Annotated in this window: 23 protein-coding genes and 2 pseudogenes; 13 read left to right on the top strand and 12 right to left on the bottom strand. The window is 65.4% G+C overall.

Annotation, left to right across the window (positions count from 1 at the left end):
* Window positions 1-2: 2 nt before the first annotated feature.
* The gene (locus tag CK226_RS32970; RefSeq protein ID WP_179301180.1) at window positions 3-1304 is read right to left on the bottom strand and encodes a hypothetical protein; all 1302 of its coding nucleotides are present in this window, start codon (window positions 1302-1304) and stop codon (window positions 3-5) included.
* Window positions 1301-2470 carry a glycosyltransferase gene (locus CK226_RS32975; RefSeq protein WP_095794060.1) on the bottom strand — a complete coding sequence of 390 codons (1170 nt, stop codon included), beginning with the start codon at window positions 2468-2470 and terminating at the stop codon, window positions 1301-1303. The genes CK226_RS32970 and CK226_RS32975 overlap by 4 nt, the downstream gene beginning before the upstream one ends.
* Window positions 2471-2908: 438 nt before the next feature.
* Here CK226_RS32975 and CK226_RS32980 point away from each other — a divergent pair, with 438 nt between their 5' ends.
* Both CK226_RS32980 and CK226_RS32985 read left to right on the top strand, forming a co-directional pair.
* Complete coding sequence (locus CK226_RS32980) at window positions 2909-4078, top strand: DUF1972 domain-containing protein (RefSeq protein WP_095794044.1); 1170 nt, start codon at window positions 2909-2911, stop codon at window positions 4076-4078.
* Complete coding sequence (locus tag CK226_RS32985; RefSeq protein WP_095794045.1) at window positions 4075-5349, top strand: cellulase family glycosylhydrolase; 1275 nt, start codon at window positions 4075-4077, stop codon at window positions 5347-5349. The genes CK226_RS32980 and CK226_RS32985 overlap by 4 nt, the downstream gene beginning before the upstream one ends.
* A 45-nt stretch (window positions 5350-5394) precedes the next feature.
* On the opposite strand, the gene CK226_RS32990 is transcribed toward CK226_RS32985, so the two are convergent.
* Together CK226_RS32990 and CK226_RS32995 are read right to left on the bottom strand one after the other, a co-directional pair.
* Window positions 5395-6720 (bottom strand): VpsF family polysaccharide biosynthesis protein, encoded by a 1326-nt coding sequence (locus tag CK226_RS32990; protein ID WP_095794046.1) that lies wholly within the window; start codon window positions 6718-6720, stop codon window positions 5395-5397.
* 1 nt (window position 6721) lies between these two features.
* On the bottom strand, window positions 6722-8806 hold the full coding sequence (locus CK226_RS32995; RefSeq protein ID WP_095794047.1) for a Wzz/FepE/Etk N-terminal domain-containing protein: 2085 nt from the start codon (window positions 8804-8806) through the stop codon (window positions 6722-6724).
* A gap of 329 nt (window positions 8807-9135) precedes the next feature.
* On the opposite strand from CK226_RS32995, the gene CK226_RS33000 reads away from it, so the two are divergent.
* Window positions 9136-10662 (top strand): formyl transferase, encoded by a 1527-nt coding sequence (locus tag CK226_RS33000; protein WP_095794048.1) that lies wholly within the window; start codon window positions 9136-9138, stop codon window positions 10660-10662.
* A gap of 113 nt (window positions 10663-10775) precedes the next feature.
* Entirely contained in the window at window positions 10776-11960 is a 1185-nt protein-coding gene (locus CK226_RS33005) for an NAD(P)/FAD-dependent oxidoreductase (RefSeq protein ID WP_095794049.1), read from the top strand.
* Between the two features lie 239 nt (window positions 11961-12199).
* On the opposite strand, the gene CK226_RS33010 is transcribed toward CK226_RS33005, so the two are convergent.
* Window positions 12200-13054: a sugar phosphate isomerase/epimerase family protein gene (locus CK226_RS33010; RefSeq protein WP_095794050.1), complete on the bottom strand. Its 855-nt coding sequence runs from the start codon at window positions 13052-13054 to the stop codon at window positions 12200-12202.
* Between the two features lie 49 nt (window positions 13055-13103).
* Entirely contained in the window at window positions 13104-14186 is a 1083-nt protein-coding gene (locus CK226_RS33015; RefSeq protein WP_095794051.1) for a LacI family DNA-binding transcriptional regulator, read from the bottom strand.
* A gap of 198 nt (window positions 14187-14384) precedes the next feature.
* Here CK226_RS33015 and CK226_RS33020 point away from each other — a divergent pair, with 198 nt between their 5' ends.
* From CK226_RS33020 to CK226_RS35870, 3 genes and pseudogenes are all read left to right on the top strand, one after another.
* Complete coding sequence (locus CK226_RS33020; protein WP_095794061.1) at window positions 14385-15416, top strand: hydroxyacid dehydrogenase; 1032 nt, start codon at window positions 14385-14387, stop codon at window positions 15414-15416.
* Between the two features lie 277 nt (window positions 15417-15693).
* Window positions 15694-15909: a CsbD family protein gene (locus tag CK226_RS33025; protein WP_095794062.1), complete on the top strand. Its 216-nt coding sequence runs from the start codon at window positions 15694-15696 to the stop codon at window positions 15907-15909.
* Window positions 15910-15974: 65 nt separating this feature from the next.
* Window positions 15975-16130, top strand: a pseudogene (locus tag CK226_RS35870) (SOS response-associated peptidase); the annotation flags it as partial.
* A 28-nt stretch (window positions 16131-16158) separates the two neighbouring features.
* Here CK226_RS35870 and CK226_RS34655 read toward each other — a convergent pair.
* Window positions 16159-16353, bottom strand: a complete 195-nt coding sequence (locus CK226_RS34655) for a hypothetical protein (RefSeq protein WP_142887657.1) — start codon at window positions 16351-16353, stop codon at window positions 16159-16161.
* A 220-nt stretch (window positions 16354-16573) separates the two neighbouring features.
* On the opposite strand from CK226_RS34655, the gene CK226_RS33035 reads away from it, so the two are divergent.
* Window positions 16574-16765 (top strand): hypothetical protein, encoded by a 192-nt coding sequence (locus tag CK226_RS33035; protein WP_245437921.1) that lies wholly within the window; start codon window positions 16574-16576, stop codon window positions 16763-16765.
* Here the strand turns inward: CK226_RS33035 and CK226_RS35240 are convergent.
* Window positions 16752-17189 (bottom strand): hypothetical protein, encoded by a 438-nt coding sequence (locus tag CK226_RS35240; RefSeq protein ID WP_179301178.1) that lies wholly within the window; start codon window positions 17187-17189, stop codon window positions 16752-16754. The genes CK226_RS33035 and CK226_RS35240 overlap by 14 nt on opposite strands.
* Here CK226_RS35240 and CK226_RS33040 point away from each other — a divergent pair.
* Entirely contained in the window at window positions 17136-17879 is a 744-nt protein-coding gene (locus CK226_RS33040) for a helix-turn-helix transcriptional regulator (protein WP_095794052.1), read from the top strand. The genes CK226_RS35240 and CK226_RS33040 overlap by 54 nt on opposite strands.
* A gap of 69 nt (window positions 17880-17948) precedes the next feature.
* The gene (locus tag CK226_RS33045) at window positions 17949-18614 is read left to right on the top strand and encodes a GntR family transcriptional regulator (RefSeq protein ID WP_095775064.1); all 666 of its coding nucleotides are present in this window, start codon (window positions 17949-17951) and stop codon (window positions 18612-18614) included.
* 63 nt (window positions 18615-18677) lie between these two features.
* On the opposite strand, the gene CK226_RS33050 is transcribed toward CK226_RS33045, so the two are convergent.
* Entirely contained in the window at window positions 18678-19679 is a 1002-nt protein-coding gene (locus tag CK226_RS33050) for an NADP-dependent oxidoreductase (protein WP_095794064.1), read from the bottom strand.
* 112 nt (window positions 19680-19791) lie between these two features.
* Entirely contained in the window at window positions 19792-20607 is an 816-nt protein-coding gene (locus CK226_RS33055) for an oxidoreductase (RefSeq protein WP_095794053.1), read from the bottom strand.
* Between the two features lie 107 nt (window positions 20608-20714).
* Between CK226_RS33055 and CK226_RS33060 the strand changes: the two genes are divergently transcribed.
* Window positions 20715-21302 carry a TetR/AcrR family transcriptional regulator gene (locus CK226_RS33060; protein ID WP_095794054.1) on the top strand — a complete coding sequence of 196 codons (588 nt, stop codon included), beginning with the start codon at window positions 20715-20717 and terminating at the stop codon, window positions 21300-21302.
* A 46-nt stretch (window positions 21303-21348) separates the two neighbouring features.
* Here the strand turns inward: CK226_RS33060 and CK226_RS33065 are convergent, their stop codons facing one another.
* Together CK226_RS33065 and CK226_RS33070 are read right to left on the bottom strand one after the other, a co-directional pair.
* On the bottom strand, window positions 21349-22596 hold the full coding sequence (locus CK226_RS33065; protein ID WP_095794055.1) for an FAD-dependent oxidoreductase: 1248 nt from the start codon (window positions 22594-22596) through the stop codon (window positions 21349-21351).
* A 61-nt stretch (window positions 22597-22657) separates the two neighbouring features.
* On the bottom strand, window positions 22658-24046 hold the full coding sequence (locus CK226_RS33070) for a PLP-dependent aminotransferase family protein (protein WP_095775061.1): 1389 nt from the start codon (window positions 24044-24046) through the stop codon (window positions 22658-22660).
* A gap of 289 nt (window positions 24047-24335) precedes the next feature.
* Between CK226_RS33070 and CK226_RS33075 the strand changes: the two genes are divergently transcribed.
* Complete coding sequence (locus tag CK226_RS33075; protein ID WP_095794056.1) at window positions 24336-25487, top strand: ABC transporter ATP-binding protein; 1152 nt, start codon at window positions 24336-24338, stop codon at window positions 25485-25487.
* A 43-nt stretch (window positions 25488-25530) separates the two neighbouring features.
* A pseudogene (locus CK226_RS33080) lies at window positions 25531-25747 on the top strand (ABC transporter substrate-binding protein); the annotation flags it as partial.

The following is a 25747-nucleotide window of genomic DNA, read 5'->3' on the forward strand; positions in this document are numbered from 1 at the left end:
TCCTATCGCTTTACCGCGGCGAACGTGAGCGCCCGCCGCCAGGAGCCCAAACGGCTGTTACGCTGCTGGTCCGGATGCTCGATGTTCCACATGCGGTGGTGCGCGAAATACCATGATGCCGCGAGCACGAAGGTCTCGGAGACCGCGGAACCCAGCAGCGCCCATGGTGGGGACGCAACGGCCAGCAGGATGGCTATCAGCGCCAGCCCGACGATGGCGCCGCCCATGGTGATGAAGGCGACGATACGGAAATCACCGAATATCTCCAGGACGATGCGGGGCATGATGTAGAGCATGATCGGGATAAAATTCGCCGTCACGAAAAGCCCGATGAACCCGACCGAGGCATCCTGCAGAGCCTGGGACTTTATCATCGGCAGGACGAACAGGATGGCGCATCCATAGGCCAGGCCGCCGAGCCCCATGACCACCGACCAGATCTTCGCCTGAGACCAGACGCGGCGCGTTTCATTGCGCCGCATCAGCTTGGCGAGTTCCGGCTGGGTCATGTTGACGAAAGCAAGACTGATGATGCGCAGCGGCGCGAACAGCACGATCACCGCCGCCAGCGGCGCGTAAGCAGCGGGTCCGGCAATGCCGGCGACCAGCAGTGCCAGGCATTGCCCCTGGATGTTGGTGGTGGTCGCGCTGAAGGCCGACCAGCACAGCTGACGCCAGAGTCTGGTGTAGCGCCGCCGTGTCGGCATGCGGAAGCTGATGCGAAGCGTGCGCGGCGCCAGCCGGGCCAGGACGAGGATGCCGATCACATTGGCAGCGGCAAGGGCATAGAACACGGTCTGCAGCGCGGCCTCGGCGAACCAGATCGCCAGGCCGGCGAACACGGTGCCTGCGATTGTGAAGGCCGCGTCGCTGACGGAGACGATCACCTGCTGGCGGCGCGCGAAGAATGCCGTGCGCATATGGCTGCGCAGCGACCAGGCACCGACGAAGCAGCCGGCCGCAATGCCGCTCGGGTCGCCAAGGAGGCGCATCAGCACAGCCGTGCCGACGGCCATCAGCAGCGACACCACCAGCGCCGCGGATCCGAAGGCCACGTCATGGGCATCGACGCCGGCGCTGTTGCTGCTCTTGCCCATCCATATCGAGGCCGGAACCGCGGTGAGCGACCTGATGTAGGACAGGCCGACGCCGCCCATCACCATGGCGATGGCGAAAAGGCCGTAGCCTTGCGCCGACAGCATGTGCAGCAGCGCGATGTTGAGGGCGAAATGAAAGCCGCTCTGCATCGCCTCACCACCGATCATCAGCACGAGGCGCCGCACCAGATGGAGGGGGAACTTCACGGCCTTGTCTCCACCTGGCGGGTGCTGGCCGTCCGGCCCGGCCTTGCAATGGCAGCCTTCAGCTTGTCGGCGGCGATCGCCGCGATCGCGGCCGCGGCGACCGGTTCGCTGAACACCGTCTCGTAGCGCTTGCGCCCGGCGGCGACGAAACCGCACCACGTTTCAGGGGCGAGGATGATCTCCTGCAACTTCGCGGCCAACGCCGCTGCATTGCCTGGCGGAACATGCCAGCCGGTCTCGCCGTCGGCGACCACTTCGACCAGCCCGCCGATCGCCGACACCAGCGGCGGCCGGCCATAGGCCATCGCCTCGATGGCGACACGGCCGAGCGATTCCGGACGCCGCGACGGCACGGTGACGATGTCGGCCCAGCGATAATGCTCCGAAGGGTCAGGGATGAAGGGCAAGGCGCTGACCTGTCCGGCCAACCCCATGGTTTCGACCAGTTCCGCCAGGGCGCGTTCGCGCTCGACGCTTTCGAAGGCGCCGCCGACCAGCCGCACCTCGATCCTTGACCTGAGTTCGGCCGGCAGCGAGGCGATCGCCTGCAGAAGCACTTCCTGGCCCTTGATCCGGTTGACGCGGCCGAGCAGCAGCACCCGCAGCGGGCGCTTGCCGTCATAGGTCATCGCCTCCGCCGCCGCCGGACCGGCAACGCCATTATAGACGACATAGGAGCGCGCCGATCGCGGTTCGCCGAACGTGTCGCGCGTCGCTTTCGAGTTGAAGATGAGATCGGCATGGCTCCAGTGCATGAGCCCGACGAGGATCCGGCGCAGCACGCCTTCGGGAATTTCATGAATGTGCAGCAGCGCCTTGGAAGGCAGCAGGCGCGAGGCCAGCGCATAATCGGCGACGATCGAAGTGTTGACATAGACGAGGTCGCAAACGCTGAGGCGCCGCCATGCCCGCCACAGCGCGACCGGCAGCCGCGCCATCTCGATGGTCGCCAGCCTCAGCATCGCCTGGCGCCTGAGCACCCAGAGCGGCTCGAAGACGATGCGGCTGGCATGGGGCTGAAGGATTTCGACGATCGGTCCGCTGCGCGGCAGGACCACTTCGATGTTGGCCGACGGAAACGCGGCGCGCAGCGCCGCCACGCTCTCCGCGAAGCTGCGGTCGGAGCCGTAGAGTTCGTAGCCCTGATGGATGCAGGCAATCCGCATCTTCACGCGCATCTTTCTGCCAGGGGTGGTGTGACGATTCCGCCGCCTGACCATACCGGCGACCGGAAACGTCAAGCCCAACACCCCTTTGGACTTCACTGGTTTTAGTGCGGTCATGAAACGGATCTGGATCCGGTTCACCACACCAACGCTGCACGCCTTCCGCCGATTCCGGCGCGCAGAAGTCCATCAGCAAGGTTCATGCCGGGCTAATATATCCATTCGCGGGCCGACTGACCCCGGCATCGCCTCGTTTCGGTACACATACGTTCGGAAAGTTGACCGATAGTGAAACAACGCCGGCGGCTGGAACAAATATTTTACAACCCGAATGCGACAATGGCTGGAATCGGGCCTGGCAGGCATTTTGCAGGGCCGGGTTTTGAGACGGGACAGCCCTCCACAGCGGGTCGGACGGATTTGAAAGCGCCAGCAGCCATGAAACCGGAACAGCCTTCCATCCTGATCCTGGGAACGCGCGGCATCCCCGCGGCCCATGGCGGCTTCGAGACCTTCGCCGAGAGACTGGCGCTTTTCCTGGTCGCACGGGGCTGGAAGGTCGGCGTCTACTGCCAGGAAGAGGTCGAGCGGGTCGACCAGAGGGTGCGCCTCGACAGCTGGCGCGGCATCGACCTCATCCACGTCCAGGTCGCCTCGAAAGGCCCGCGCGCGACGCTGGAATTCGACTGGCAATGCGTGCTCGACGCCGCGCGCCGGCCCGGCGTCTGCCTGGTGCTCGGCTACAATGGCGCGGTCTTCCTGAGCTGGCTCAGGCTGATGCGTCGCAAGGTCATCACCAATATGGACGGCATCGAGTGGCGCCGCCCCAAATGGGGGCGCGCGGCGCGCACCTGGTTCTGGCTCAATGAGTGGATCGGCGCCTGGGCTTCGCACAGGCTGGTCGCCGACCATCCGGTCATTGCCGATCACCTGGCGACGCGCCGGCCGCGCAGCGCCATTTCCACCATCGCCTATGGCGCCGATCCGGTGACATCGGCACCCGAGGCGCCGGTGCGCGCGCTCGGCCTCGAGCCCGGAAAATACCTGATCTCGATCGCGCGGATCGAGCCCGACAACAGCATCCTGCCGATCGTCGAAGCCTTCTGCAGCCGCAAGCGCGACATGAAGCTGGTGGTGCTGGGCACGCTGTCCGACCAGATCCCCTATCATGTCGCGGTCCGCAAGGCGGCGAACGCCTCCGTGGTCCTGCCCGGCGCCATCTACGATCAGGCGGCGGTGAAGGCGCTGCGATACCATGCGCGCGCCTATATGCATGGCCACACGGTCGGCGGCACCAACCCGTCGCTGGTCGAGGCGCTGGCCGCCGGCAACATGGTGATCGCGCACGACAATCCCTACAACAGATGGGTCGCCGGAGCCGCCGCCATCTATTTCACCGACACGCAAAGCTGCGCCGAGCGGATGCAGCAGGCGATGGAGGACGACGCGCTGGTCAAGGCCTGCGGCGAGGCCGCCAGGACACGCGCCCGCGAAGCGTTCCGCTGGGAGGATGTGTTGCTGGCCTACGAGAATGAGGCCTACCGGCTTCTCGGCGTGAGCGCCGCGAGAACGGCCGCGATCGACCGCCCCTCGCCCGGCGCGGTATGACGGGCTGGTCGCGCCGGCGGCTTCTCACCACCGCGCTGTCGACGGCGCTGGTGCCTGCCGCTGCATCGCTGGCGCCACTTTCCGCCTCGTCCGCCCTTGCCGCCAACGGCGCATGGCGTTTCCGCCGTGGCGTCAACGCCTGGCCCTGGTTCTCGCTGACACGCGAATTTCCCGCGCCGCGCACCGATTATGACTGGCCGCCCTTCCAGTCGCAGCGGCCGGTGCCGACCCCGGACGACCTTGGTCGGCTACGCCAAACCGGGCTCGATTTCATCCGCCTGCCGGTCGATCCCGGCCCGTTCCTGGCCGCCGACACCGCCACGCGCGGCAAGCTGCTGGACATGCTGGATGCTGCCGTCGCCGCCACGCTCGACGCCGGTCTCGGCATCATCGTCAACGTCCAGGCCAATGGCGCCACCCATTACTGGAATCCCGACCGCATGCTCTCCAGCACCCAGGCTCCGGCCTTCGACCTCTACCGGGCGCTGGTCGGCGAGCTTGCCGGCAGGCTGGCGCGCTTCACCCCAGGCATGGTGGCGCTGGAGCCGGTCAACGAACCGGCGCAATCCTGCGATTCCAACGTCTGGTCGCAGGTCCAGTCAGCCCTGCTGACAGCGGCCAGGGCGTCGTCCCGCACCTTGCCGCTGGTCGTCACCGGCGGCTGCGGCTCGATGGTGAGCGGGCTGGCGGCACTCGATCCGGCGCCGCTGGCATCCTTCGAGCCGATCCTGTTCACCTTCCACTTCTACGAGCCCTATCTGTTCAGCCACCAGGGCGCCCCCTGGATGCGCGAGCCGGTCTACCGTTCGCTGAACAATGTGCCGTGGCCGGCCTCCGCCGGTTCGCTCGAACAGACGCTCGCCTCCGTCAGGGCGCGCATGGCGCAGGATGCCGAGACCCCGGAAGCGGACAAGCAGGCCGCCTATGCCGAAACCGAGCGCGTGCTGAAAGTCTATTTCGACGCCCGGCCCGACCGCTGGTTCATCGACAAATATCTCGGCCAGGCGCGCGACTGGGCCGACAGGAACAGCATCGCCCCGGAGCGCGTCATCATGGGCGAATTCGGCGCCCTGCGCACCGACGCCCGCTACACCGCCGCCCCCAACCCCGACCGCGCCCGCTACATTTCCGACGTCCGCCAGAGCGCCGAGGCGGCCGGCTTCCCCTGGGCCTTCTGGGACCTCTTCGACGGCATGGGCATGATGGACGACACCACGCGGGCGCTGGATCCGGCGATGGTCGAGGCGCTTGGGTTGAGGATGCCGGGGTAGACATCACGTTCTACACAGGCAATCGTCGCGTTCTGTCGTACAGCGCTACCTTGGCGCCCTTCGCGGCATCACCGCCGGCCGGTACAGCACCAGCGCGATCACCACGAATTTGGTCATCAGCGTCGTCTTCGACGCCAGGCTTTCGGAGGTGTTGAGCAGGATCAGCCAGCCCAGCATCAGCAGCCAGATGCCGGCATGGCAGCGGCGCGCCACTTCGTGCATGAACAGCGCGAAGCCGACAAACAACAGCAAGGTGAAGAAGGCGCCCTGATAGAGGACCATGCGGATGACCGGGTTCTCGATGCCCTGTTCGAGGCCGCTGATGCGGCGCAGGCTTTCGATGAGGTCGATATCCGGCCCCACGATCAGGTCGCGCAGTTCGAAATGTTTGAACAGTTCGAACATCTCGACCCGGGCATTGGCGCTGCCGGAGTCCGATACGAAGCGCTCGAGCAGCGCATCGAAAAAGCCGTATGCCGCCGCGACCGCGATGACCACCGGCACCAGCGCGGCAAGGATCAGGCCGAGCGCCGCGCCAAGCAGGTTGACGCGCCCCGAGCGCAAGCCGCGCAGCCCCTGGATGAGCAGGTAGCAGCCGCCGAGCACGATGGTCAGCACCATCGCGGAGCGGCCGCCAAAGGCGACGAGGGCCGCAAATTGCAGGCCGATCAGTCCGAGCCGCAGCGGCATGGACAGGGATCTCGAACCGGAGAGCAGCGCCAGCACATAGATCGAGGTGACCGTGGCATTGGACAGCGGATGACCCTGAAGCGCCGTCGAGCGCAGGTCGCTCATGAACACCTCGCCGTCGAGGCGATAGGGGAAGAGCAGCGTCTTGGTGGCGAACTCGAACAGAGCGAGCAGCGCGTTCACGGTCATGATGGCGTGAACGACGGTCTGCATCCGAGCAAATGTCTTCTCGTCGTCCTCGGCCAGCATCATCACCAGCAGCGCCGGCGCCACGAAAGTGTCGATCATGCCGGCCATGCCGGGGCGCTGCCTGACGACGACAACCACCAAAAGCACGATCGAGATGACCGCCATCAGCGTGCTGGCCGGCCGCCGGTCGGCGACCGCCACCATATAGCCGACCGGGTTGCCGAAGGTGCAGGCGCGCCAGGCAAACACCAGCACGAGCAGATAGGTCGACGGATGGATCTTGGTCGCCGGGTTGCCGGTCAGGCCATCGTAATTGTAGCCCACCAGCCACAGCATGCCGCCGGAGATGGCGAACAGCAACGCCACCGTCATGACCAGGCCGAAGCGCGTCACCCAGTCGACGGTATCGCCGGCGCGGGCGGGGGCTTGGCCCGAACCGGCCCAGCCGACTGCCGGGTTGGCCGTCCGGGTGGCGGTCCCGGTCGCGGCCATGTCAGGCCGCCTCGTCGACCAGCAAGGCGCCGGTCGGCAGCCGTCCCATGACGGAAATGGCCTGCGAGGCCGCCGTGACGTCGCGCATCGGTGTCGAGTTCAGCGTCGCGACCATCACGATCTCGTCGACCATGGCGACCAGCGGCGAGGCGTTGAGATTGTCGGCCAGCGCGCCGCCGTCGACGACGACGAGGTCGAAGTTGCGGCCCGCCTGGGCCAGCATGTGCTGCGTGAAATACACGCCCTGCGCCTCGGAGAAGACGGCCTTTTGCCGGCCCCTGCCCAGCACCGCGACATTGCTGCCCGGGATGTGCTGGCTGAGTGCTTCGAAGGCATATTCGCCGCGCAGCACGTCGAGCAGGCCGGGCTGCTGCTCCTTCTTGCCGCTGCCGGTATTGGTGTCGATTAACAGGACGCGGCTGCCCCTGGCGGCCGCGGCATTGGCGAGCAGCCGCGCCACCCGGCCGCGATGCGCGGCGTCTTCCGGCGGCGACGTCAGCAGGATGGACGGCACCAGCGGCCAGTTCGGCGGGCGCCGACTGGAGGCGAACAGCCGCCTCAGCGCCAGGCCCGCGACCGCATCCGTCTTCTGGCCGGCCGCGGCGGCGGCGCCGCCGAAAGGCCACCAGCGGCGGCCACTGCCCGCCTTTGCCGGCAGCACGCCGAACACCGGCGCGTCGATGGCCGATTGCATCTGCGCGCTGGAAAGCACGGTCGGCGAGGAATATTCCGCGATCAGCGCCAGCGCGGTGCCCAGCCCCAGCCCGCCGAAGAGGGCGCCGAGAACCAGCAGCGGCAAGGGCGGCCAGCTCTTCTTCAAGGCGGGCATGGCGTTGGAGATGATGCGCGCATTGGTGCTGTCGACATTGATCTGCTCGCGCGTTTCCTGCGCCCGCTGCAGATAGGTGGCGTAGACCGAGCGCACCGCCTCGAGGTCGCGCTGCAATTCGCGCAGCTTGACCGAGGCCTGGTCGGTGTCGAGCGACTTGCTCTTCATGCCGGCGACCTTGGCCTCCAGTGCCTGCTGGTTGGCCAGCGCCCGCTCGTAGTCGGTTTCGGCGGCAGCGCTGATGCGGCCGAGTTCGCGCGCGATGAGGGCGCGCGTGTCGCGCAGCTGCTGCTGGGCGGCGATCATCGAGGGGTGGCGCGGCCCAAGTTCAGTGCCGAGCTGCGAGACCTGGTCGACAAGCGTCGCCTCCTGCGCCCGCAGGCTCGAGATGACCGACGAGCGCATGGCTTCCGAAGTGGCGTCCGGCGCACCGCCGGAGCGGCGCAACTGGTCGACCTGCGCCTTCAGCGCCGCGGTGCGGCTCTGCGCCGCCGAAAGCTGCGTGTTGATCTCGGTCAGTTCCTGGTCGCTGACCAGATTGCCCGCCGCCATCACCATGTTGTGGGCGGATTTGTAGGCCTCGACGGCGTTCTCGGCCTGCTGCACGCGCTTGCGCTGCTCCTCCAGCCGCGCGGTGATGGAATCGGAAGCGTCCGTGGCCATCTTCGCGCGCGCGCTCGCCTGGTCGGCCAGGTAGGCCTGCGCGATGGCGTTGGCGAGCTTCGCCGCCTTGTCGGCGCTCTTGGCGGTGACGATCACGTCGAGCACCAGCACCTTGTCGGCACGCTTCACCGCCAGCCGCCGGCGCAGCGCGTCGAGCGTCTTGCCCGTACTGTCGGTTTCGGCCGACCCCGAGCCCAGCACGCCGCCGAGCAGGCGGCCCAGCAATCCGCCCTGCCCGTTGAATTCCGGATCCTCGGTCAGGTTGGTCGCCTCGATGGCCCGCAGCAGCACGCCCGTCGACTGGACGACGCTGACCTGGCTTTCCACCATGGTGATGCCGCCATCGGGCGGAACGCGGCTCGGATTGACGTCGTTGGTGACCACCTGCAGGTCTTGCGGATCGATGAGGATTTCCGCCACCGAGCTGTAGAGCGCCGGCGTCATCAATCCATAGACCAGCGCCCCGAGTGTCAGCAGCGCGGCGGTCAGCAAGATCAGGAAACGGCGGCGCACCAATATGCGCTTCACGTCACCCAGCTCGACGGTCGAGGATGCATAGGGCGCCGTCGGCACTGGCTCCGGCGCATATTGCATCGCCTCAGGAGCGGGTTGTTGCGGCAACGAGAGCAGGGATGATTGCAAAGGTCGCTCCGACAACACTCCGTGTGCCTGCAAGTGTAAATTGCAGCTTCGACCTAGCTATTCCTCCAACTGTTAAAACACTGTTAATTATGTTGAGAGCTCTTCTGATTTTTGGCACGGAGTTTGCCTAATAAAGGCACGTGCATGTCGACACGGGCGCTGGTGAGCAGGAGACGGATGGAAATGGGGCAGCAGATCAGTCCAGACCATCCGCGCGGCCATCTCTCCTGCCCTATTTTCGAACACCGGCCAGACACCGATGAAGATTCTAGGGGTGCGACATGCAAGTGAGCCTGCGCCTGGACAGCGAATGCGTCCGCGCTTTTCATCTGCTGCTGGCGCAGCGCCTGGCGGCACTGGCCCAGGTCGAGGTGTCCGTCGATGCCAGGCCGGCCGGAAGCGGCATTCCAGGCAGCGCCGCGGCATTGTTCCAGCTTGAGACAGCCATCCATGGCCTGCCGGCGGACGGGCTGGCCAAGCGCCAGCCGCTGTCGGCGCTGGCACCCTATCGGACGCAGCCGCCCGCCTCTGCCGATCTGGTGATCGACCTCTGCGGCGACGTGAAGCTGGAAGGAACGCGGGTCTGGCGCGTCACCTATGACGGCGCCGCCGGCGAAGCAGCCTTGCTGGCGCTGATCCTGGACGGACGTACGCCGATTGCCCGCATCGAGGAGAGCGGCGCCACCGTCGCCGAAGGACGCCTGGGCACCGAATATGGCGGCATCGCGTTGGCCTCTTTCCAGGACATGCTGGCGCGCACCGCAAGCCTGATCCTCGCGGCAATGCCCCCCTCGGCAGTGAATGGTGCGGCGCGGGCCGCCCTGCCGGTGCTGCCCGAACCGGCGCAGGCCGGTGGCCCGCCACCGATACCCTCCACCACCAAGCTCGGCATCAGGGCGGGCAAGGCGCTGGCGCGGCGCATCGTCCAGAAGATCTACCATCTCTGCTACAACGCCCCCCACTGGAAGGTCGGCTGGCGCGAGACCAAGGGGCAGGATCTGTTCGATCTGCGCGCGCATCCGGCAACCGGCTGGCAGGTGCTGCCCGACGACGGCAGCCGCTTCTACGCCGATCCGTTCCCGATCCTGTACCAGGGACAAGTGACCCTGTTCGTCGAGGACTATATCCATCGTCTCGGCCGGGCCATCATCTCCGCCGTGCCGTTCGGTCCGTCGGGGCCGATCGGGCATCCCGAGCCTGTGCTCGACCTGCCCTACCACCTCTCCTACCCCTTCGTCTTCGAGCGCGACGGCGAGGTCTGGATGGTGCCGGAAAGCTGCGCAAACCGCACCGTCGATCTCTACCGCGCCACCGCCTTTCCCGGCGGATGGGTCAAGGAAGCGACGCTCTTGTCCGACGTCATCGCCAGCGACGCCACTCTGGTCGAGCATGGCGGGCGCTGGTGGCTGTTCGCCACTGTCCGGGACGGCGGCGGCGGCGCCTTCTCCGATGCGCTGCATCTGTGGTCGGCGCCCGACTTCCGCGGCCCCTGGACACCACATCCCAAAAACCCCGTGCTGGTCGACATCGCCTCGGCGCGGCCGGCCGGCCGCATGGTCAGGCGCGGCAACGACCTGCTGCGTCCGGTGCAGGATTGCCGCAGGAGCTACGGCGCCGCCCTTGGCATCGCACGCGTCGCTCACCTTGATTTGAACGGCATGGAGCAAGTCGTCGAGACCATCTTAACTCCTGGCGCGCTATGGAATGGGCGCAAGCTGCACACGCTCAACGAGGCGGGCGGCCTGGAGTTCATCGATGGCTCGGCGATCGCGCCGCGCTGGAAACAGAAGCGTTCGCCGTTAACGTAAACAATCGTTACTACCAGCCACCCGCGCTGGTTGCTTGAGGTTGATATGGGGCCGGAAGATATTTCCACTGCGGACTATGACAGGCGCTAGATGACCAGCAGAAAGGCAAAGACATGACCACCGCCGCGGCTGGCCCGACCGAAGTCGACGTAGCGATCATCGGCGCCGGAATGGCCGGCACCACCCTGGCAACGCTGTTGGCAAACGCCGGCCGCAAGGTGGCGCTGATCGATCCGCACCGCGTTCATCATGACGAGTTCCGGGCCGAGAAGATCGGCGCGGACCAAATGCAGCTGTTCGAGAAGCTCGGCATCGACAAGATGGTCATGCCGCTCGTCACCCGGTTTACCGACATCGATGTCTTCCGCCTCGGTCAATTCTTCGCCCGCGAAAAGAAGTGGGAGTACGCATTTTCCTATGGCAGGTTGATCAACGGCCTGCGCGACGCACTGCCGCCGCAAGTGCCGATCACCGTCGGCAAGGTGGCCGAGGTCTCGACCGGACCTGACCGGCAGCGGCTTGTGCTGGCCGACGGCGCCGTCATCGATGCCCGCCTGCTGGTGGTGGCCACCGGCCACAGCGAATCGGTGCGGCGCACCATCGGCGTCGAGCGCATCGAATTGTCGAAGGCGCATTCGCTGTCGATGGGATTCGACCTCGCTCTTGCGCGGCGTGACTGCGCCTTTGGGGCGATCACCTGCTACGGCAAGCGAGCCTCTGACCGTGTCGCCTATCTCACCGTCTTTCCCATCGGCGACAAGATGCGCGCCAACATGTTCGTCTATCGCACCGTCGCCGAACAATGGACGCGGGACTTCCGTGCCGATCCGCAGACAATGCTCCGCGAGCTCATGCCCGAGATCGCGGCGCAATGCAGTAACTTCGAGGTGGCGAGCCCGGTCGAGGTCAGGCAGGTCAGTCTGACCACGACACAAGGCCATCGCCGCGACGGGGTCGTCTTCATCGGCGACGCATTCAGCACGACATGCCCGACGCCCGGCGTCGGCATCGGGCGGGTCATGATCGATGTCGATCAGCTCCATTCCGTTCACATTCCGCGCTGGCTGGAGACACCGGGCATGGCGGCCGACAAGATCGGCGCTTTCTATGACGACCCGGTCAAGGTGGCCTCCGATAAGGCAGGCATGCGGGTAAGCTTCTACGCCAAGCAGATCACCACCGAGACCGGACTGGAATGGCGCGTGCGGCGCCTGCGCAACAACACGGCGCGTCAGCTGATGATCATCGGCCGCAAGATGCGCCATTTGGGACCGCGGCGGGAGCCCGGAATGGCGTGAGGGTCCTCCGCTTTCTCCCGCCATCGAAGGCAGAGGCGTCTTGCCTTCTGCTTTCCCTCGGGAGAAAGGGAAGCGCGCCGGCCTTGTGATCGCGGGCGCAGCAACTGGTAGCAAACGAGCGCTAAGAGGCCGAAGGGGGCTGTCCCGCCAGCCTCAAAGGCCTACAACGCGCGAATGCTTTGATGTTGTTGCTTGCATCCGCCGCCCTACGCGGCGGGCCACATAATCCGAGGAAACCCTCACCCCAATTGCAGCCCAGCCTTCCTCGCCGCCTCGCGCAGGAACGGCAGGCCGACACCGATCACATCGTCCGGGTTCTCCGCCACCGGCCGCCAGACGGCGAGCCCGCCGGCGATGTCGACATCGACATGATTCATGCTTTCGAGCGTGATGGCGCCGGAGTAGCCGATGTCAGCGATAGCCTTCATGCAGGCCGCCCAGTCGAGCATGCCCCGTCCCGGCACGCCGCGATTGGCTTCCGAGACGTGGACATAGCCGAGATGGGGCGCCGCGGCCCTGAAGCCGGCCTCGAAACTCTCCTCCTCGATATGCATGTGATAGGTGTCAAGATGGATGAAGATGTTGTCGGCGCCGACGCGTTCGATGATGCGCGCGGCGTCGATGCCGCGGTTGATCAGATGCGTCTCGTAGCGGTTGCAGGGCTCGATGCCGAGCCTGAGCCCATGCGCCTTGGCGGCCTTGGCCGCGCGCACCAGGAACCGGCACATGCCGTCGATCTCGCCTTCGGTTGGTGCCCGTCCCGACGTCTTGCCGATCGTGCCATAGGTGACGCCGCCAAGGGCGCTGCTGCCGACCGCCTGGCAGACGCCGAAGGCCGGTTCGAGAAAGGCCAAAGCCTCGTCCGGCCGCGCGCCAACATCGAGTGAAGCCGGCAGGCCAAGCGATGGAATAAGCTCGACATTCCAGCGTTCGGCAAACGCGCGGGTGCGTCTGGTGTCGATCTCTTCGGGACGCAGCAACGGGATTTCGAGCAGGCCGATGCCGAGGCCCTTCAGCCGCTCCATCCGCGGCTCGATCAGGTCGAGGTCCCAGACCGGGGCGATGGCGAAGGTGTGCAGTCCAAAAGTGTTCATCTCAGCCTCTGTGATCGTGCGCGGTCGCGATGCTGTTGTCGCCGAGCGGCTATCGCGGGTTTGCGGAATGCGGGCCGTTGGCTGGCGAGCCAACGGATTCCCGCATCAGAACCTTGCAAGGTTCGAGCCGCGCCGTCGGCGGCCCCTCCTCGCCTTCGATCCGGGCAAACAGCGCCGCCATGGCGTGGCCGGCGATCTGGCGCACCGGCTGCACCACGGCGGCGATGGCCGGCCATGTCACCTGCATCCATTCGGCATCGTCGAAGCCGACCAGCGAAATGTCGTTGGGGCAGTGCCAGCCGCGCCGCCGGAACTCCGACAGCGCCACCAGCGTGCCCTTGAGGAACAGCGAATAGACGGCCGTCGGCCGCTTGCCCCGGCCTTCGCCCCTGTCGAATTCGCCCTTGTCGAAATAGTCACGCAGCTGCGCCCTGAGCGGCTCGACATCGGTTTCGGCAAGCACGACATCAATGCGCACATCCGGCGCCAGGTGCAGCGCGGTGGTGCGAAACCCGTCGAGACGGGCGCGCACCGTCGCCGCCTGCTCGCCGAGGCCGACGACAAGGATGTGACGGTGGCCCTTGCCGATCAGTTCGCGCGCCACTTCGGCGCTGGCCGCGGCGCTGTCGGCCGACACCGTGTCGAAGGCATCGTCGCAGAGCACCCGGTCGATCAGCACGCCGGTCATGCCGTTGGCCTTCATGAAGGCGGCGGCCGGGCCGTGCTCGTTGCGCACCGGCGCCAGCACCACGCCGGCGACCCGCCAGTCGTGCATGCGGGCGAGGATTTCCGTTTCGCGCGCTTCGGATTCGCGGCTCGACGCCGCCACCAGCGTGTAGCCGCGCTGCTCGGCCATGCTCTCGAGCTGGGTGACCATCTGGCCGAAGAACTCGCTTTCGAATTCCGGCATGATGGCGCCGATGATGCGGCGCTTGGCCCGGCGCATGTCGGAGGCCAGCGGATCGACGCGGTAACCAAGCTGTTCGATGGCGTCGAAGACGCGCTGCGCATTCTCGGGCTTCACCGTGGTGACGCCGGCCATGACCTTGGAGACGGTGGCCGCCGACACGCCGGCGCGGCTGGCCACGTCGTGGATCGACGCACGCCGTTGCTGGTCCTGCCTGTGCGCCATTGCTCCTCCTCCCGAGGCGCGGACAGAGGCATTTCTGTCCGCTGGAGAAACGAGTAAATCGATTTTTCTCGGTTGTAAATCGGTTCATCGGCGGTATTTTAGCGGAAGGCCACATCCCAAAATATAAAACGGCTTTGGGACACCGACTTGGGCAAAGCAAGAATGCGCGGCGTCGGGACCGCGTCGGGAGGAATCGTCGTGCCAAACAAGGATTTGCCGCTGGTGATCAGCGCGCCGGAACCGCGCTCGCTGGAGCTGATCTTCACGCCGCCACAACTGGCGCGCTTTCGGGCGAAATACCGCATCGTCGAAACCACGGCCGAAGACGTCGCCAAACTGCCGGTCGACGTGCTGGCGCAGGCCCGCTATATCGTCGGCCAGCCGCCGATCTCTTCCGAGACGCTGGGGCGGATGACGGCGCTGCGCTGCGTCTTCAATGTCGAATCCAACCTCCTCGACAACATGCCTTACGAGACGCTGTTCGTGCGCGGCATCCATGTCGTCACCACCGGTCTGGTCTTCGCCGAGCCGGTGGCCGAGCTTGGCCTTGCCATGGCGCTCAACCTTGCCCGCGACATCGTCGATGCCGACCTCGCCTTCCGCCGCGGCGAGGAGTTGTGGGGCGGCCACGGCAATCAGACGGCGCGGCTGCTCTCCGGCGCCAATATCGGCATCATCGGCTTCGGCGATCTCGGCCGCGCGCTGAACCGGCTGCTGACGGGTTTCCGCACCCGCACCAAAGTCTTCGATCCCTGGCTGCCGCCGTCGATCCTGATTGACAACGGCGTCGAGCCGGCCTCGCTGGACGAGGTGCTGACATCGAGCGACTTCGTCTTCGTCGTTGCCTCGGTGACCTCCGAGAACCAGGGCTTTCTCGGCGCGGACGCTTTCGCCAGCATGCGCAAGGGCGCCGCCTTCATCCTGCTCAGCCGCGCCGGCGTCGTCGATTTCCCCGCCTTGATGGCGGCGGTGAAGAGCGGCCACATCGTCGCCGCCAGCGACGTCTTCCCGGAAGAGCCGCTGGCGAGCGACCATCCGGTCCGCACCCTGCCCGGCTTCCTGCGCTCGGCCCACCGCGCCGGCGCGCTCGACATCGCCTTCAAGCGCATGGGCGACATGGTGCTGGAGGACATGGACCTGATCGACCGCGGCCTGCCGCCGCTGCGCTCCAAGCGCGCCGAGCGCGAAACGGTCTCGCGCATGCGCTCCAAGCCGGTGGACCGGAACTGACGGGGCGGGCACACCCGCTTGGTGGCGGGAGATTTGACTGATCCGGAAAGCCCACAGGCCGACGCGCGTCTCGTCGTGATGGAACAATCGTCCCCCTGACAGGTTTTGCAATAGGCCGGGCGGTGGGACGCCCGACCTACTCCAGAAGGCCCGTCACGATTCGCGTCGGTGGCGGGCCTTTTCGTTTTGCTGCGCACTCCATGGCATGAGGAACCTTCGCAACAAAGCGACGTTGGTCCTCGCCGGTCAGGCAGCAATTCGCAAAAAGGAACATTCCATGGGAAGCACAAGTGACAAGGCCTCTGGTCTCGCCAATCAGGCCGTAGGCAAGGCCAAGGAAGGCGTCGGCAAGGCGATCGGCAATGACCGCCTGCGCGCCGAAGGCACCGCACAGGAGGCCAAGGGTAAAGTCCAAAAGGCTGTCGGCGACGCCAAGTCCGCCGTCAAGGACGCGACCAACAAGACGGCCGCCGCCATCAACAAGAACCTCTAAGGTTCTTCGCTTTTCCAAAGACAATTGGAGGCCGCCGTTCGAACCGGCGGCCTATTCATTTGCGGCCGGATATCGCGCCCTACCACAATCGCCAGGTCGCGGTTCTTCAGCCCGCGGACTGGGCGGCGTGGATCAACCTGGCAAAGCCGGGAGCCGAACTGTTGCGTCCACTTCCGGCTGGAGCGCTTCTGGTGGAGACCGTGTGCCCCGAAAGTGCGTAACCGCCCGCAAAGCGAAGGCCGGCAAAGTCTACTTGCGCACGATCCAGTCCAGAATGTCCGGATCGATATCGTCAAGCCCGGTCAATTCACGCGCCAGCAGCTTGGCGTGCATGCGCCATTCGCGTTCCGCGATGCGATTTTCCACGACCGATTTTCGGAAGGCGCCGCGAAGGATCTCGCAGTCCAAGGCGGTTACCCTACTGTCTGAGTGGACCTCAGCCATTTCAGTCTCCGCGTCGAGGGCGGGAGCACCTGAGTTGGCTACCAAGCATCCGTATGCCGTGTAGAACGGACGACGCCGTAAGCCTACGCTTTCCTATAGAAATAGCGAGTCGAATCGCGGCGCGCCTGGCTTGGCCACCCCTTCAGATTTGATGTTGAAAACGGCTTCGGACGAGCGTTATAAAAATCGACGTTCCCCATTGCTTTCTAGGGAGGTTGCGATGGATAACGCAATGCCGAACGGCAAGGTTTGCCCTTGTGTGGAAGTGGTCGAGGCCTGCGGCGAATGGTTCGTCCGCGTGGTCGAGGAAGACCAGGACCTAACCCGATCTTTTGATATTGAATCCTCTGCCTTGGCCTTCGCGGAAGGCCAGAGGATGCGCTTGGGCCTTGCCGACTTCATACGGCTTTAGGACCCTTCGGCTTCAATATCCGCGCTTCGCGCAACAGCGATGTCCAATTGTTCGGCCCGAGAAAGGCGACAAGCTCGCGGGCCTGCGCGTCGGTGATTCCGGTTTTGTCGACCAAACGGCGAACAACCTCGTCCGTCGCGGCAGGTGGTTTCTCTTGCTTGTCCGTCATTTTCGGATGTCCCTTCCGTGCGCCCCAACGGCCGGCCGCACGCAATGGTTCCTGACCTGAATAAGGATTATCCCGTTGCTCCGCGCCGCCGCGCACTATTGGCCCAAGGTCCCATTCGCGGCGCCGCGATGTTGTGCGAGATTGTCGCAATATAAGCGATTGCTTGAATAATGGTTCGAACGGCTGTCGAGGGGCGGTGTCGTGCCAATTCGCAGGAATCTTGCCGCGAATCTGCGACGGCTGGTCAGCAGCCATGCGTCGGTGGCAGCGGTATGCCGCGGATTGAACATGAACCGCACGCAGTTCGAGCGCTATCTGCAAGGCAAGAGCGTGCCCAACCGGGCCACGGCCAGGCTGATCTGCGCCTATTTCCGCATCGACGAGGATGAATTGTACCGCGCGCCGGAAGTGCCCGCGCCTGGACACAAAGCCCTGTTGCCAATCCACCAGGCGCTCTACGAGAACATGGTGCGCGGCCCGGCTCCGGCCATCGCCGGCGGCACCTACTTCACCTACTTCATGGTTCCGGACCGTCCCGACCTTGTCATGCGGTCGGTCACCTTCGTGCGGCGCGAGGCCGAGCTGGTGACCTTCAGGCGCGTCACCCGCTGGGCCGAGGGCCTCCGCCGGAGCGGAGCGCGGGCGCCGGGCTGGCACTATGGCGTGGCGATCTCGCAGCTGAACTGGATCTATTTCGCCGGCATCAACCGCCGCCAGACCGGCGAGCCATCCATCGTTGCCGTGCAGTGGGCGCCGTTCTCGGAGCCGGTCCTGGTCGGCAACGCCTTCGTCCTGACCGGAACGAGGCCGGTCTGCGTAAAGGTCATCATGCGCCGGGAGGTCGGCAGGATCGGCCTGAGGCAGGCACTGCGGATGACCGGGCTCGTCAGCCTCGATGACCCGCGCCTCGACCAGCTTGTGGCCAGCCTTGTGCGCGAAGGCTAGAGTGCCGTCCGAACCAACGGACGTTGACCCGGGTCAACGGACGTTGACCCGGGTCAACAGGGATTCGCGATGCTCAACAGCTTCGACTATGGCGGCAAGGAAGCCGATACCGTGCATGCGCTGGAGGAGGACATCATCTTCGGCCGACTGGCGCCCGGCACGCGCCTTGTCGAGGATGTCCTTTTGGCCCGCTTCCCGGTCTCGCGCCACACCATCCGCCAGGCGCTGTACCAGCTGGAAAAGCTCGGCATCGTCACGCGCGAGCGCAACAAGGGGGCCATGGTGCGCCGGCTCTCGCCGGAGGAAGTGCGGCAGATCTACGAAGTGCGCGAAATGCTGCAGCGCCAGGCGGCGCTGATGATCCCCCTGCCGGTCACCGAGGTGCTGATCGCGCAATTGGAGGAAATCCACCGCATCTATAGCGGCCATGTCGATGCAGGCTATCTCAGGGGCATCCACGAGGCCAATGACCGCTTCCACCTGACCATGTTCTCGGCCTGCGGCAACGCCTATCTCGTCGCCTCGATCGAACACTATATGCGCCTCAGCCTGCCGGTGCGGGCCAATTCGCTGGCCGACAGGGAAAAGCTCGACATCTCGCGCCAGCACCACGCGATGATGATCCAGGCGCTGAAGCGCCGGGACAATTGGGTGCTGGCGCAGCTCTGCGTCGACCATCTGCAGCCGAGCAAGGTGTTTTATCTCCAGGAGATCGAGACGGCGCCGGCTGGCTGAAGCAACGACCGTCCATCCGTAATGGCGCAAAAGAAACAAGGAGATAGTCGCCGAACGCTGTCTCTACCTGACCTTGACGACGACCTTGCCCTTGGCACGCCCCGCTTCGACATAGGCCAATGCCTCGTTGGTCTTCTCGAATGGAAAAGTCCGATCGATGACGGGGCGTATGATGCCGGATTCGATGAGCGACGTGATCTTGCCCAGCTGATCGCCCTGCGCCCACATGAACAGGAAAGAATAGCCGACACCGGCGCGTCTGGCCTTGCTGCGTATGCCGCGGCTCAGCAAGCGCAGGATCAGCTTCAGGACTATGTTCAGCTTCTGCTTTCCCGCAAATTCGGGATCCGGCGGGCCGGAAATGGAGATGAGTTTCCCGCCCGGCTTCAGCACATGCAGGGATTTTTCCAGTGTTTTGGCGTCCTGGCTGTTCAGGACGACGTCGTAGCCTTGCAGGATTTTCTCGAAATCGTCTTTCTTGTAGTCGATGACGATATCGGCTCCGAGATCTTTCACCAGATCGGCATTCGCTGCGCTCGCCGTCGTCGCGACGGTCGCGCCGAGATGCTTCGCCAGTTGGATGGCGAAGGTCCCCACTCCGCCCGAGCCGGCCTGGATGAACACCTTCTGGCCCTTCTTCAGCCCGGCTGTCTCCACCAGCACCTGCCAGGCGGTCAGGCCCACCAGCGGAATCGAGGCGGCTTCTTCCATGCTGAGGTTTTTTGGCTTCAGCGCCACATCGGCTTCATCCATGGCGATGGATTGGGCGAACGTGCCGATCCGCCCGTCGCGCGACCGCGCATAGACTTCGTCACCGAGCCTGAATTTGCGGACTTTCGATCCGGCCCGCACGACGATCCCCGCCACGTCGTGGCCCAGGATGAACGGCGGGCGATAGGGCAATATCAGCTTGAACTCCCCGTCCCGAAGCTTGGAATCGAGAAGGTTCACCCCGGCGGCGTGAATTTCGACCAGGACATCATTGTCCCGCAACTCGGGTTCCGGCATCTCGGCGAGCAGCAGGGCGCCCTTCTTTTGATACTTGTCGACAACAAAGGCTTTCATCATGGTCGCTTTCTAAAATGATTTTCTGTGGCCGGCACGAACGGCCAAGCCGCAAGGTGTGGTCGGTCGCCGGACAAGACCGGCGATGTTGCTGTTAAATCCGCGGCTGCGTTCAGACAGGCAGGCGAAATTGCTTGCGCAAGATTTTGTCGAACATCGCTGTCGGCGCGAACCGGCGCAGCATGCTTACCTGCCGTGCTGCCTTGCCGGCGGTGTAGCGCCGCAGCGGATGCCGGTCGGTCGCAGCCCGCAGAACCACCTTCGCCACCACCTCCGGCAGATCGGCCTTGGGCGTCACGTCGCGAAGCAATGCCTCGACACCGGCCCGCGCCTCATCATATTCCTTCTTGACGGAATCGGGCTCGAATCCGTTCTGGTCAAAGACGGTGCGCACGAATGCCGGTTCGATGACCGAGACGCGAATATTGAAAGCGCGAACCTCATGGTCGAGCGATTCCGAATAGCCTTCAAGCGCGTGCTTGACGGCTGAATAATGGGCCGAATATGGCGCCGGGACCAGCCCCAGGATTGAGCCTATATTGACGATGCGCCCCTCGCCCAGCCGGCGCATCGAGGGCAGCACCGCGTGGGTCATCCGCATGACGCCAAACAGGTTGACGTCGAACAGCGCCTGCGACTGCGAGATCGAGGACTCTTCCGCCCCTCCCAGCAGCCCGATACCGGCATTGTTGACCAACAGGTCTATCCGCCCGGTCTTGCCGAGGACGGTCGAGACAAGGGACGCGACGGACGCGTCGTCGGTCACGTCGCAAACCAGCATCGATATCCCGTTCGAAGCCTGATTGGATGCCTTGCGGCTGGTGCCGAAGACAGTGAAGCCGGCGCGTGCCAAAATCTCCGCACTGGCACGGCCAATGCCTGACGAGGCGCCGGTCACGATCGCGGTCTTTCCCGAATTCCGGTTCATTCCGAAGGCTCCAAACGTAAGAGGTCTTGCCTGTGGTCGGCGATTGCATTATGGTTGTAATATCACATTATGATCATAATGCAATAGTGTAATGAGAAGGAACCATCATGCGCTATGACAAGGGCCGGAAGGACGCATCACGCAGCCGGATCATGGAGGTCGCCGCCAACCGTTTTCGCGGTGACGGCATCGCTGCGTCCGGATTGGCAACCATCATGAAAGACGCCGGGCTGACCAATGGCGCCTTCTATCCGCACTTCCAGTCAAAGGCCGACCTCGTCCGCGAGAGCATGGCATCGGCACTGGAAACCCAGTCGCAGCAATTGCAGCAGGCACTGGCCTCAGGCGGCCTGGAACTGGCGATGGCGATGTATCTGTCGCCCGAGCACCGGGATCATCCGCAGACCGGCTGTGCGTCCGCCGCGCTGTTGCCGGAAATCGCGCGTCAATCGCCCGAGACGCGCGCCCTCTACACCGAAAAGCTGCTGACCCTGGTGCACCAGTTGGCCAAGAACCTGCCGCCGCGCACCCGCGATCGCGAAGGCGTGGCGTTGGGCGTATTCGCCGCGCTTATCGGCGCCCTTCAATTGGCCCGCGCGGTGGAAGGAACGGAATTGTCGGACTGCATCTTGGCCGCGGGCGCGGATGCGGCGCGTGCGCTGATCCAGCCGAGGCAGAAGCATGAAGCATCCTAAAGCCATCGACGATCAGCTATTGCCTCGAAATGTCGAGGGCGGAAGGTCAGAACCGGCCGGCGGCGAAAGGCGCAAGTCTTTCGCTGTTGGCCCGCCGGTCGGCGATGAGGTCGCCAACCAGCCGCGCGGTGACGGCCGAGAGCGTCAGCCCGAGATGGCCATGGCCGAAGGCGTAGATCACGTTCGCATTGCCGGGCGACGGGCCGATGACGGGCCTGGAATCCGGCAGCGAAGGGCGGAAGCCCAGCCATTTTGACGACGGCCGGCCGAGCGCGGGGAAGAATTGGCGCACGCCGCGATCGAGCAGGGCCAGCCGGCGCGGATTGGGCGGCGAGGCCAGGCGGCCGAGTTCGACGGTGCCGGCAACGCGCAGCCGGCCGGCCATCGGCGTCATGTAGAAGCCGAGATCTACCGGGCACACCGGGCGCGTCAGCAGCGGCATTTCGGTCGGAAATTCCAGGTGATAGCCGCGCTCCGTTTCCAGCGGGATGCGGTCGCCGGCCCGCGCCGCCAGCGGGCGCGAGAAGGCACCGGCGGCGATCACCACCTTGTGGGCGCGCAGCCGCAGCCCGGGACCGCTGAGGTCGACACCACTGGCATCGGCTCGCAGCCCTGTCACCTCGCCCCGCAGCAAGGTGGTGCCCCGGTCCGTCGCCGCCTTGAGCAGCCGCGCCATCATCGTCGGGGGATCGGTCAGGTTCATCGATTGCGGAAAGAACAGCCCGCCGCCCCGCACCGCCGGCAGGTTCGGTTCCAGCGCCGCCACTTCTTGGGGGTTCAGCACCGCCTGGTCGATGCCGAATTCGGCGCGCAACGCCCGGCTCGACGCGCCGCCGGCAAGATCGCCCGGGCGACGATAGAGATAAAGGCAGCCATTGCGGCGCAGCAGATCGGCGGCATCGGCCTCGTCAGCCATCTCCTCCCAGGCCGGCAGGGAATCGGCCAGCAGCCCGGCCATCGCGACCGCATTGGCATGAGTGGCGACCGGCAGCGATTGCCTGACGAACCGCAGTAGCCACGGCGCCAGATGCATGAGCGCGCTCAAGCGCAGCGAGAAGGGACTGTCGGCGTCAAGAAGCAGTTTCGGCAGCGCGCGCAGCACAGCGGGATTGCCTACCGGCATGCAGGCATATTCGGCCAGCGTGCCGGCATTGCCAAACGAGGCGCCCGAGCCCGGTTCGTTGCGATCGATGAGCAGGACTTCGCGGCCGTCGTTGGCCAGCCGCAGCGCCGTCGCCAGCCCGACCACGCCGACGCCGATCACGGCGATCTCGACACTCTTCGAAACTGTCACTTGTTGTTCCCCCATGCCTGTCCTTGTTCCAAAACCGCAGCGCGCTTTCAGGCGGCGGGCATCAGACAAAGCCCGGCAATTGCAGATGCCCGGCCGACAGCAGCTCGGCCATGATGGTCAGCGCGGTGCGCAGATCGTCCTGTGAGCGCGCCGCCCCGACATTGATGCGCACGCCGTGCTGGACCGGCTCGCGGCCGACGGCGAAGGCATCGCCCGGCAGCAAGGCGACGCCGCGTTCCAGGCAGGTGCGGGCAAAGCCGGCGCCGCGCCACGGCTCGGGCAGGCGCAGCCAGGCATGGGTGGCGCTCGGCTGGCTCTGCACATCGTAGCGGCCGAGGATTTCGCTCAGGATCGCCTGGCGCTGGCGCAGTTCCTGTTTCTGCACCTCGATGATGCGCAATGCTGCCCCGTCCTCGATCATGCGCGCACCGATCAGCGCGGTCAGCGGGCTGATGCTCCAGCAATTGATGCGCAAAGCCGCCGCCACCTGGCCGGCAATGGCGCGCGGCGCGACGACGAAGCCGAGCCGCAAGCCGGGCGCCAGGCATTTCGACAGCGCGCCGATATGCACCGTCAGCTCCGGCTCCAGGCTGGCGAAGGAAGGCAAGGCCTCGTCGGCCAGCGGCCGGTAGACGTCATCCTCGATGATCAGCACATTGTGGCGGCGCGCCACGGCCGCAAGCTCGTGGCGGCGCGCTTCGCTGAGCGTAATCGTCGTCGGATTGTGCAGCGTCGGCACCAGGAATACCGCGCGGGGGCGCAGCTGCGCGCAGGCGGCGTCGAAAGCATCCGGCCGCATGCCGCCGCGATCCATGGCGACGCCCCTGAGATCGAGCCCATGCACCCGGCAGAGCGCGTTGATGCCCTGATAGGTCACCTCGTCTGCAAGCATCACCTCGCCCTGCCGCGTCACCGCGCCAAGCAGGCAGTCGAGCCCATGCTGGGCACCGGCCGCCAGCACCACCCGGCCGGGATCGCCGTCGCCGGCAACGGGCTTCAGCCAGTCGGCGATCGCCGCGCGTGCCCAGAGCGGCCCTTCCGGCGGATGGTAATCCTGCAGCGAGGCATAGTGCGGATCCCTGGGCAGACGCGGCAAGAGAGCCGCCAGCGCGTCAAGATAGGCCGAGGTGGCCGGCCGGTTGACCGAGAGGTCGATGATGCCGCTTTCGTCGCTCGGCGCCGAGACGAAGCCGGGCCGTTCGCCGGCCTGCCTGGCGGCGACCGTGGTGCCCCGCCCCGGCCGCGCTTCCAGCAGGCCGCGCTGCTGCAGCGTCGCCAGCGCCCGCGTCACCGTGGTGACGTTGATGCCGAGCGCCCGTGCTATGTCGCGCTGCGGCGGCAGCCGGTCGCCAACCGCGAGCGTGCCGGCGGCAATGCGCTCGGCGATCGCGTCGGCGAGACGGCGATAGACCGGATTTTCATCCTCGGTAAGGCGGAGATCGCTGAGCATGCTGGATGGATTCGGGCCTTCGGCTTTGTCGAGGGATTAGCATAAGACAATTCGCCGGACAATAGCACTTGTGTGACATCAATCCGGCTTTGTCGGTTAGGAAATATCACACAATCGCAACAAATACCGGCTTGACGCCCAAAGTTGTATGCATCTATGCTCGAATTCAGATTGATTGTGTGAGCATACAAGTTTGGACGACCCGCCGAGATGCGGGCTTCCAATGGGACGGAAACATGCATCACAAGCCGCATAGTGCTTCAGCAGCCACGTTTCGGAATCGCGCACGATGAGCGCCGCCCGTCAGGCCGCTTTGCCCTCATCGCCAACCTCGGCCGCTGCCGCCGGCCCGGCTTTCGTCGATTTCGTCGATGTCGAGAAATCCTATGACGGCCGCGCCTTCGCGGTGACCAGACTGAACCTCGGCGTGGCGCGCGGCGAATTCCTGACGCTGCTTGGCCCTTCGGGTTCGGGCAAGACGACGACGCTCAACATGCTGGCCGGCTTCGAACGGCCGACCAGCGGCACCATCACGCTGGAAGGCAGGCCGGTCGACCGGCTGCCGCCCTACCAGCGCAACATCGGCATGGTGTTCCAGAACTACGCGCTGTTCCCGCATATGAGTGTAGAGGAGAACGTCGCCTTCCCGCTCTCCGTCCGCCAGGTGAGCAAGGCCGACATTGCCGGCCGCGTCGGCCGCGCGCTGGACATGGTGCGGCTGAAGCAATTCGGCGACCGCAAGCCGGCGCAGCTTTCCGGCGGACAGCAACAGCGCGTGGCGCTGGCACGCGCGCTGGTGTTCGAGCCGAGCCTGGTGCTGATGGACGAGCCGCTCGGCGCGCTCGACAAGAAATTGCGCGAGCACATGCAGCTCGAAATCAAGCAGATCCACACCATGCTCGGTGTCACCATCGTCTACGTCACCCATGACCAGAGCGAGGCGCTGACCATGTCGGACCGTGTCGCCGTCTTCAACAATGGCGCCATCGCCCAGCTCGGTTCGCCCGACGATCTCTACAACGCCCCGCAAAGCTCCTTCGTGGCGAGCTTCATCGGCGAGAACAACACGCTGGAAGGCGTCGTCGACCGCGTTTCGGGCAAGGAATGCCGTGTGCGGCTCACCGGCGGCGGAGAGCTGACCGCGCTCGCCATCGGCGTGGCGCAGGGAGCCGCCTGCCATGTCGCCATCCGCCCCGAGCGGCTGAGCCTTATGCCGACGGGCGCCAACGCCCTGCCCGCGACGGTCGACGGCCGCATCTATCTCGGCGACCACCTGCGGCTTCTGGCCAGGCTCGGCAACGACCAGGTGCTGACCGTCAAGGTTGGCCCCGAGGCGACCATGGCCAATGGCGAGGCCGTCACGGTCTCCTGCGCGCCCCAGGACTGCCGCGCCTTTCCCACCGATGCCGGAACGGGCGCCGCCAGGATAGGTCCATCCTGAACCAAGCCAAGAACAGATCCATCTCAAAAACAGGGGAAGAAAAATGAAAATCGCAAAGACCCGGATGCTCGCTTTCGCCGCGGCCACCGCACTGTTCAGCATCGGCCACGCGGCACTCGCCGATGAATTGTCGATCATGGCCAGCGGCGGCGCCTGGCAGGATGCCCAGCGCAAGGCCTGGTTCGAGCCGTTCAGCAAGGAAACTGGCGCCAAGATCCTCGAGCAGGAATATCTCGGCGATCTCGGCAAGGTCAAAGCCA

This window comes from Mesorhizobium sp. WSM4311 (genome assembly GCF_002295115.1).
GTDB lineage: Bacteria > Pseudomonadota > Alphaproteobacteria > Rhizobiales > Rhizobiaceae > Mesorhizobium.

What these genes read in the sequence shown, in the direction of transcription:
- CK226_RS32975 (WP_095794060.1), bottom strand. Translation starts at nt 2,470, where the DNA reads ATGCGGATTGCCTGCATCCATCAGGGCTACGAACTCTACGGCTCCGAC.
- CK226_RS32980 (WP_095794044.1), top strand. Translation starts at nt 2,909, where the DNA reads ATGAAACCGGAACAGCCTTCCATCCTGATCCTGGGAACGCGCGGCATC.
- CK226_RS32985 (WP_095794045.1), top strand. Translation starts at nt 4,075, where the DNA reads ATGACGGGCTGGTCGCGCCGGCGGCTTCTCACCACCGCGCTGTCGACG.
- CK226_RS32990 (WP_095794046.1), bottom strand. Translation starts at nt 6,720, where the DNA reads ATGGCCGCGACCGGGACCGCCACCCGGACGGCCAACCCGGCAGTCGGC.
- CK226_RS32995 (WP_095794047.1), bottom strand. Translation starts at nt 8,806, where the DNA reads ATGCAATATGCGCCGGAGCCAGTGCCGACGGCGCCCTATGCATCCTCG.
- CK226_RS33000 (WP_095794048.1), top strand. Translation starts at nt 9,136, where the DNA reads ATGCAAGTGAGCCTGCGCCTGGACAGCGAATGCGTCCGCGCTTTTCAT.
- CK226_RS33005 (WP_095794049.1), top strand. Translation starts at nt 10,776, where the DNA reads ATGACCACCGCCGCGGCTGGCCCGACCGAAGTCGACGTAGCGATCATC.
- CK226_RS33010 (WP_095794050.1), bottom strand. Translation starts at nt 13,054, where the DNA reads ATGAACACTTTTGGACTGCACACCTTCGCCATCGCCCCGGTCTGGGAC.
- CK226_RS33015 (WP_095794051.1), bottom strand. Translation starts at nt 14,186, where the DNA reads ATGGCGCACAGGCAGGACCAGCAACGGCGTGCGTCGATCCACGACGTG.
- CK226_RS33025 (WP_095794062.1), top strand. Translation starts at nt 15,694, where the DNA reads ATGGGAAGCACAAGTGACAAGGCCTCTGGTCTCGCCAATCAGGCCGTA.
- CK226_RS34655 (WP_142887657.1), bottom strand. Translation starts at nt 16,353, where the DNA reads ATGGCTGAGGTCCACTCAGACAGTAGGGTAACCGCCTTGGACTGCGAG.
- CK226_RS33035 (WP_245437921.1), top strand. Translation starts at nt 16,574, where the DNA reads ATGGATAACGCAATGCCGAACGGCAAGGTTTGCCCTTGTGTGGAAGTG.
- CK226_RS35240 (WP_179301178.1), bottom strand. Translation starts at nt 17,189, where the DNA reads ATGGCTGCTGACCAGCCGTCGCAGATTCGCGGCAAGATTCCTGCGAAT.
- CK226_RS33045 (WP_095775064.1), top strand. Translation starts at nt 17,949, where the DNA reads ATGCTCAACAGCTTCGACTATGGCGGCAAGGAAGCCGATACCGTGCAT.
- CK226_RS33050 (WP_095794064.1), bottom strand. Translation starts at nt 19,679, where the DNA reads ATGAAAGCCTTTGTTGTCGACAAGTATCAAAAGAAGGGCGCCCTGCTG.
- CK226_RS33055 (WP_095794053.1), bottom strand. Translation starts at nt 20,607, where the DNA reads ATGAACCGGAATTCGGGAAAGACCGCGATCGTGACCGGCGCCTCGTCA.
- CK226_RS33060 (WP_095794054.1), top strand. Translation starts at nt 20,715, where the DNA reads ATGCGCTATGACAAGGGCCGGAAGGACGCATCACGCAGCCGGATCATG.
- CK226_RS33070 (WP_095775061.1), bottom strand. Translation starts at nt 24,046, where the DNA reads ATGCTCAGCGATCTCCGCCTTACCGAGGATGAAAATCCGGTCTATCGC.
- CK226_RS33075 (WP_095794056.1), top strand. Translation starts at nt 24,336, where the DNA reads ATGAGCGCCGCCCGTCAGGCCGCTTTGCCCTCATCGCCAACCTCGGCC.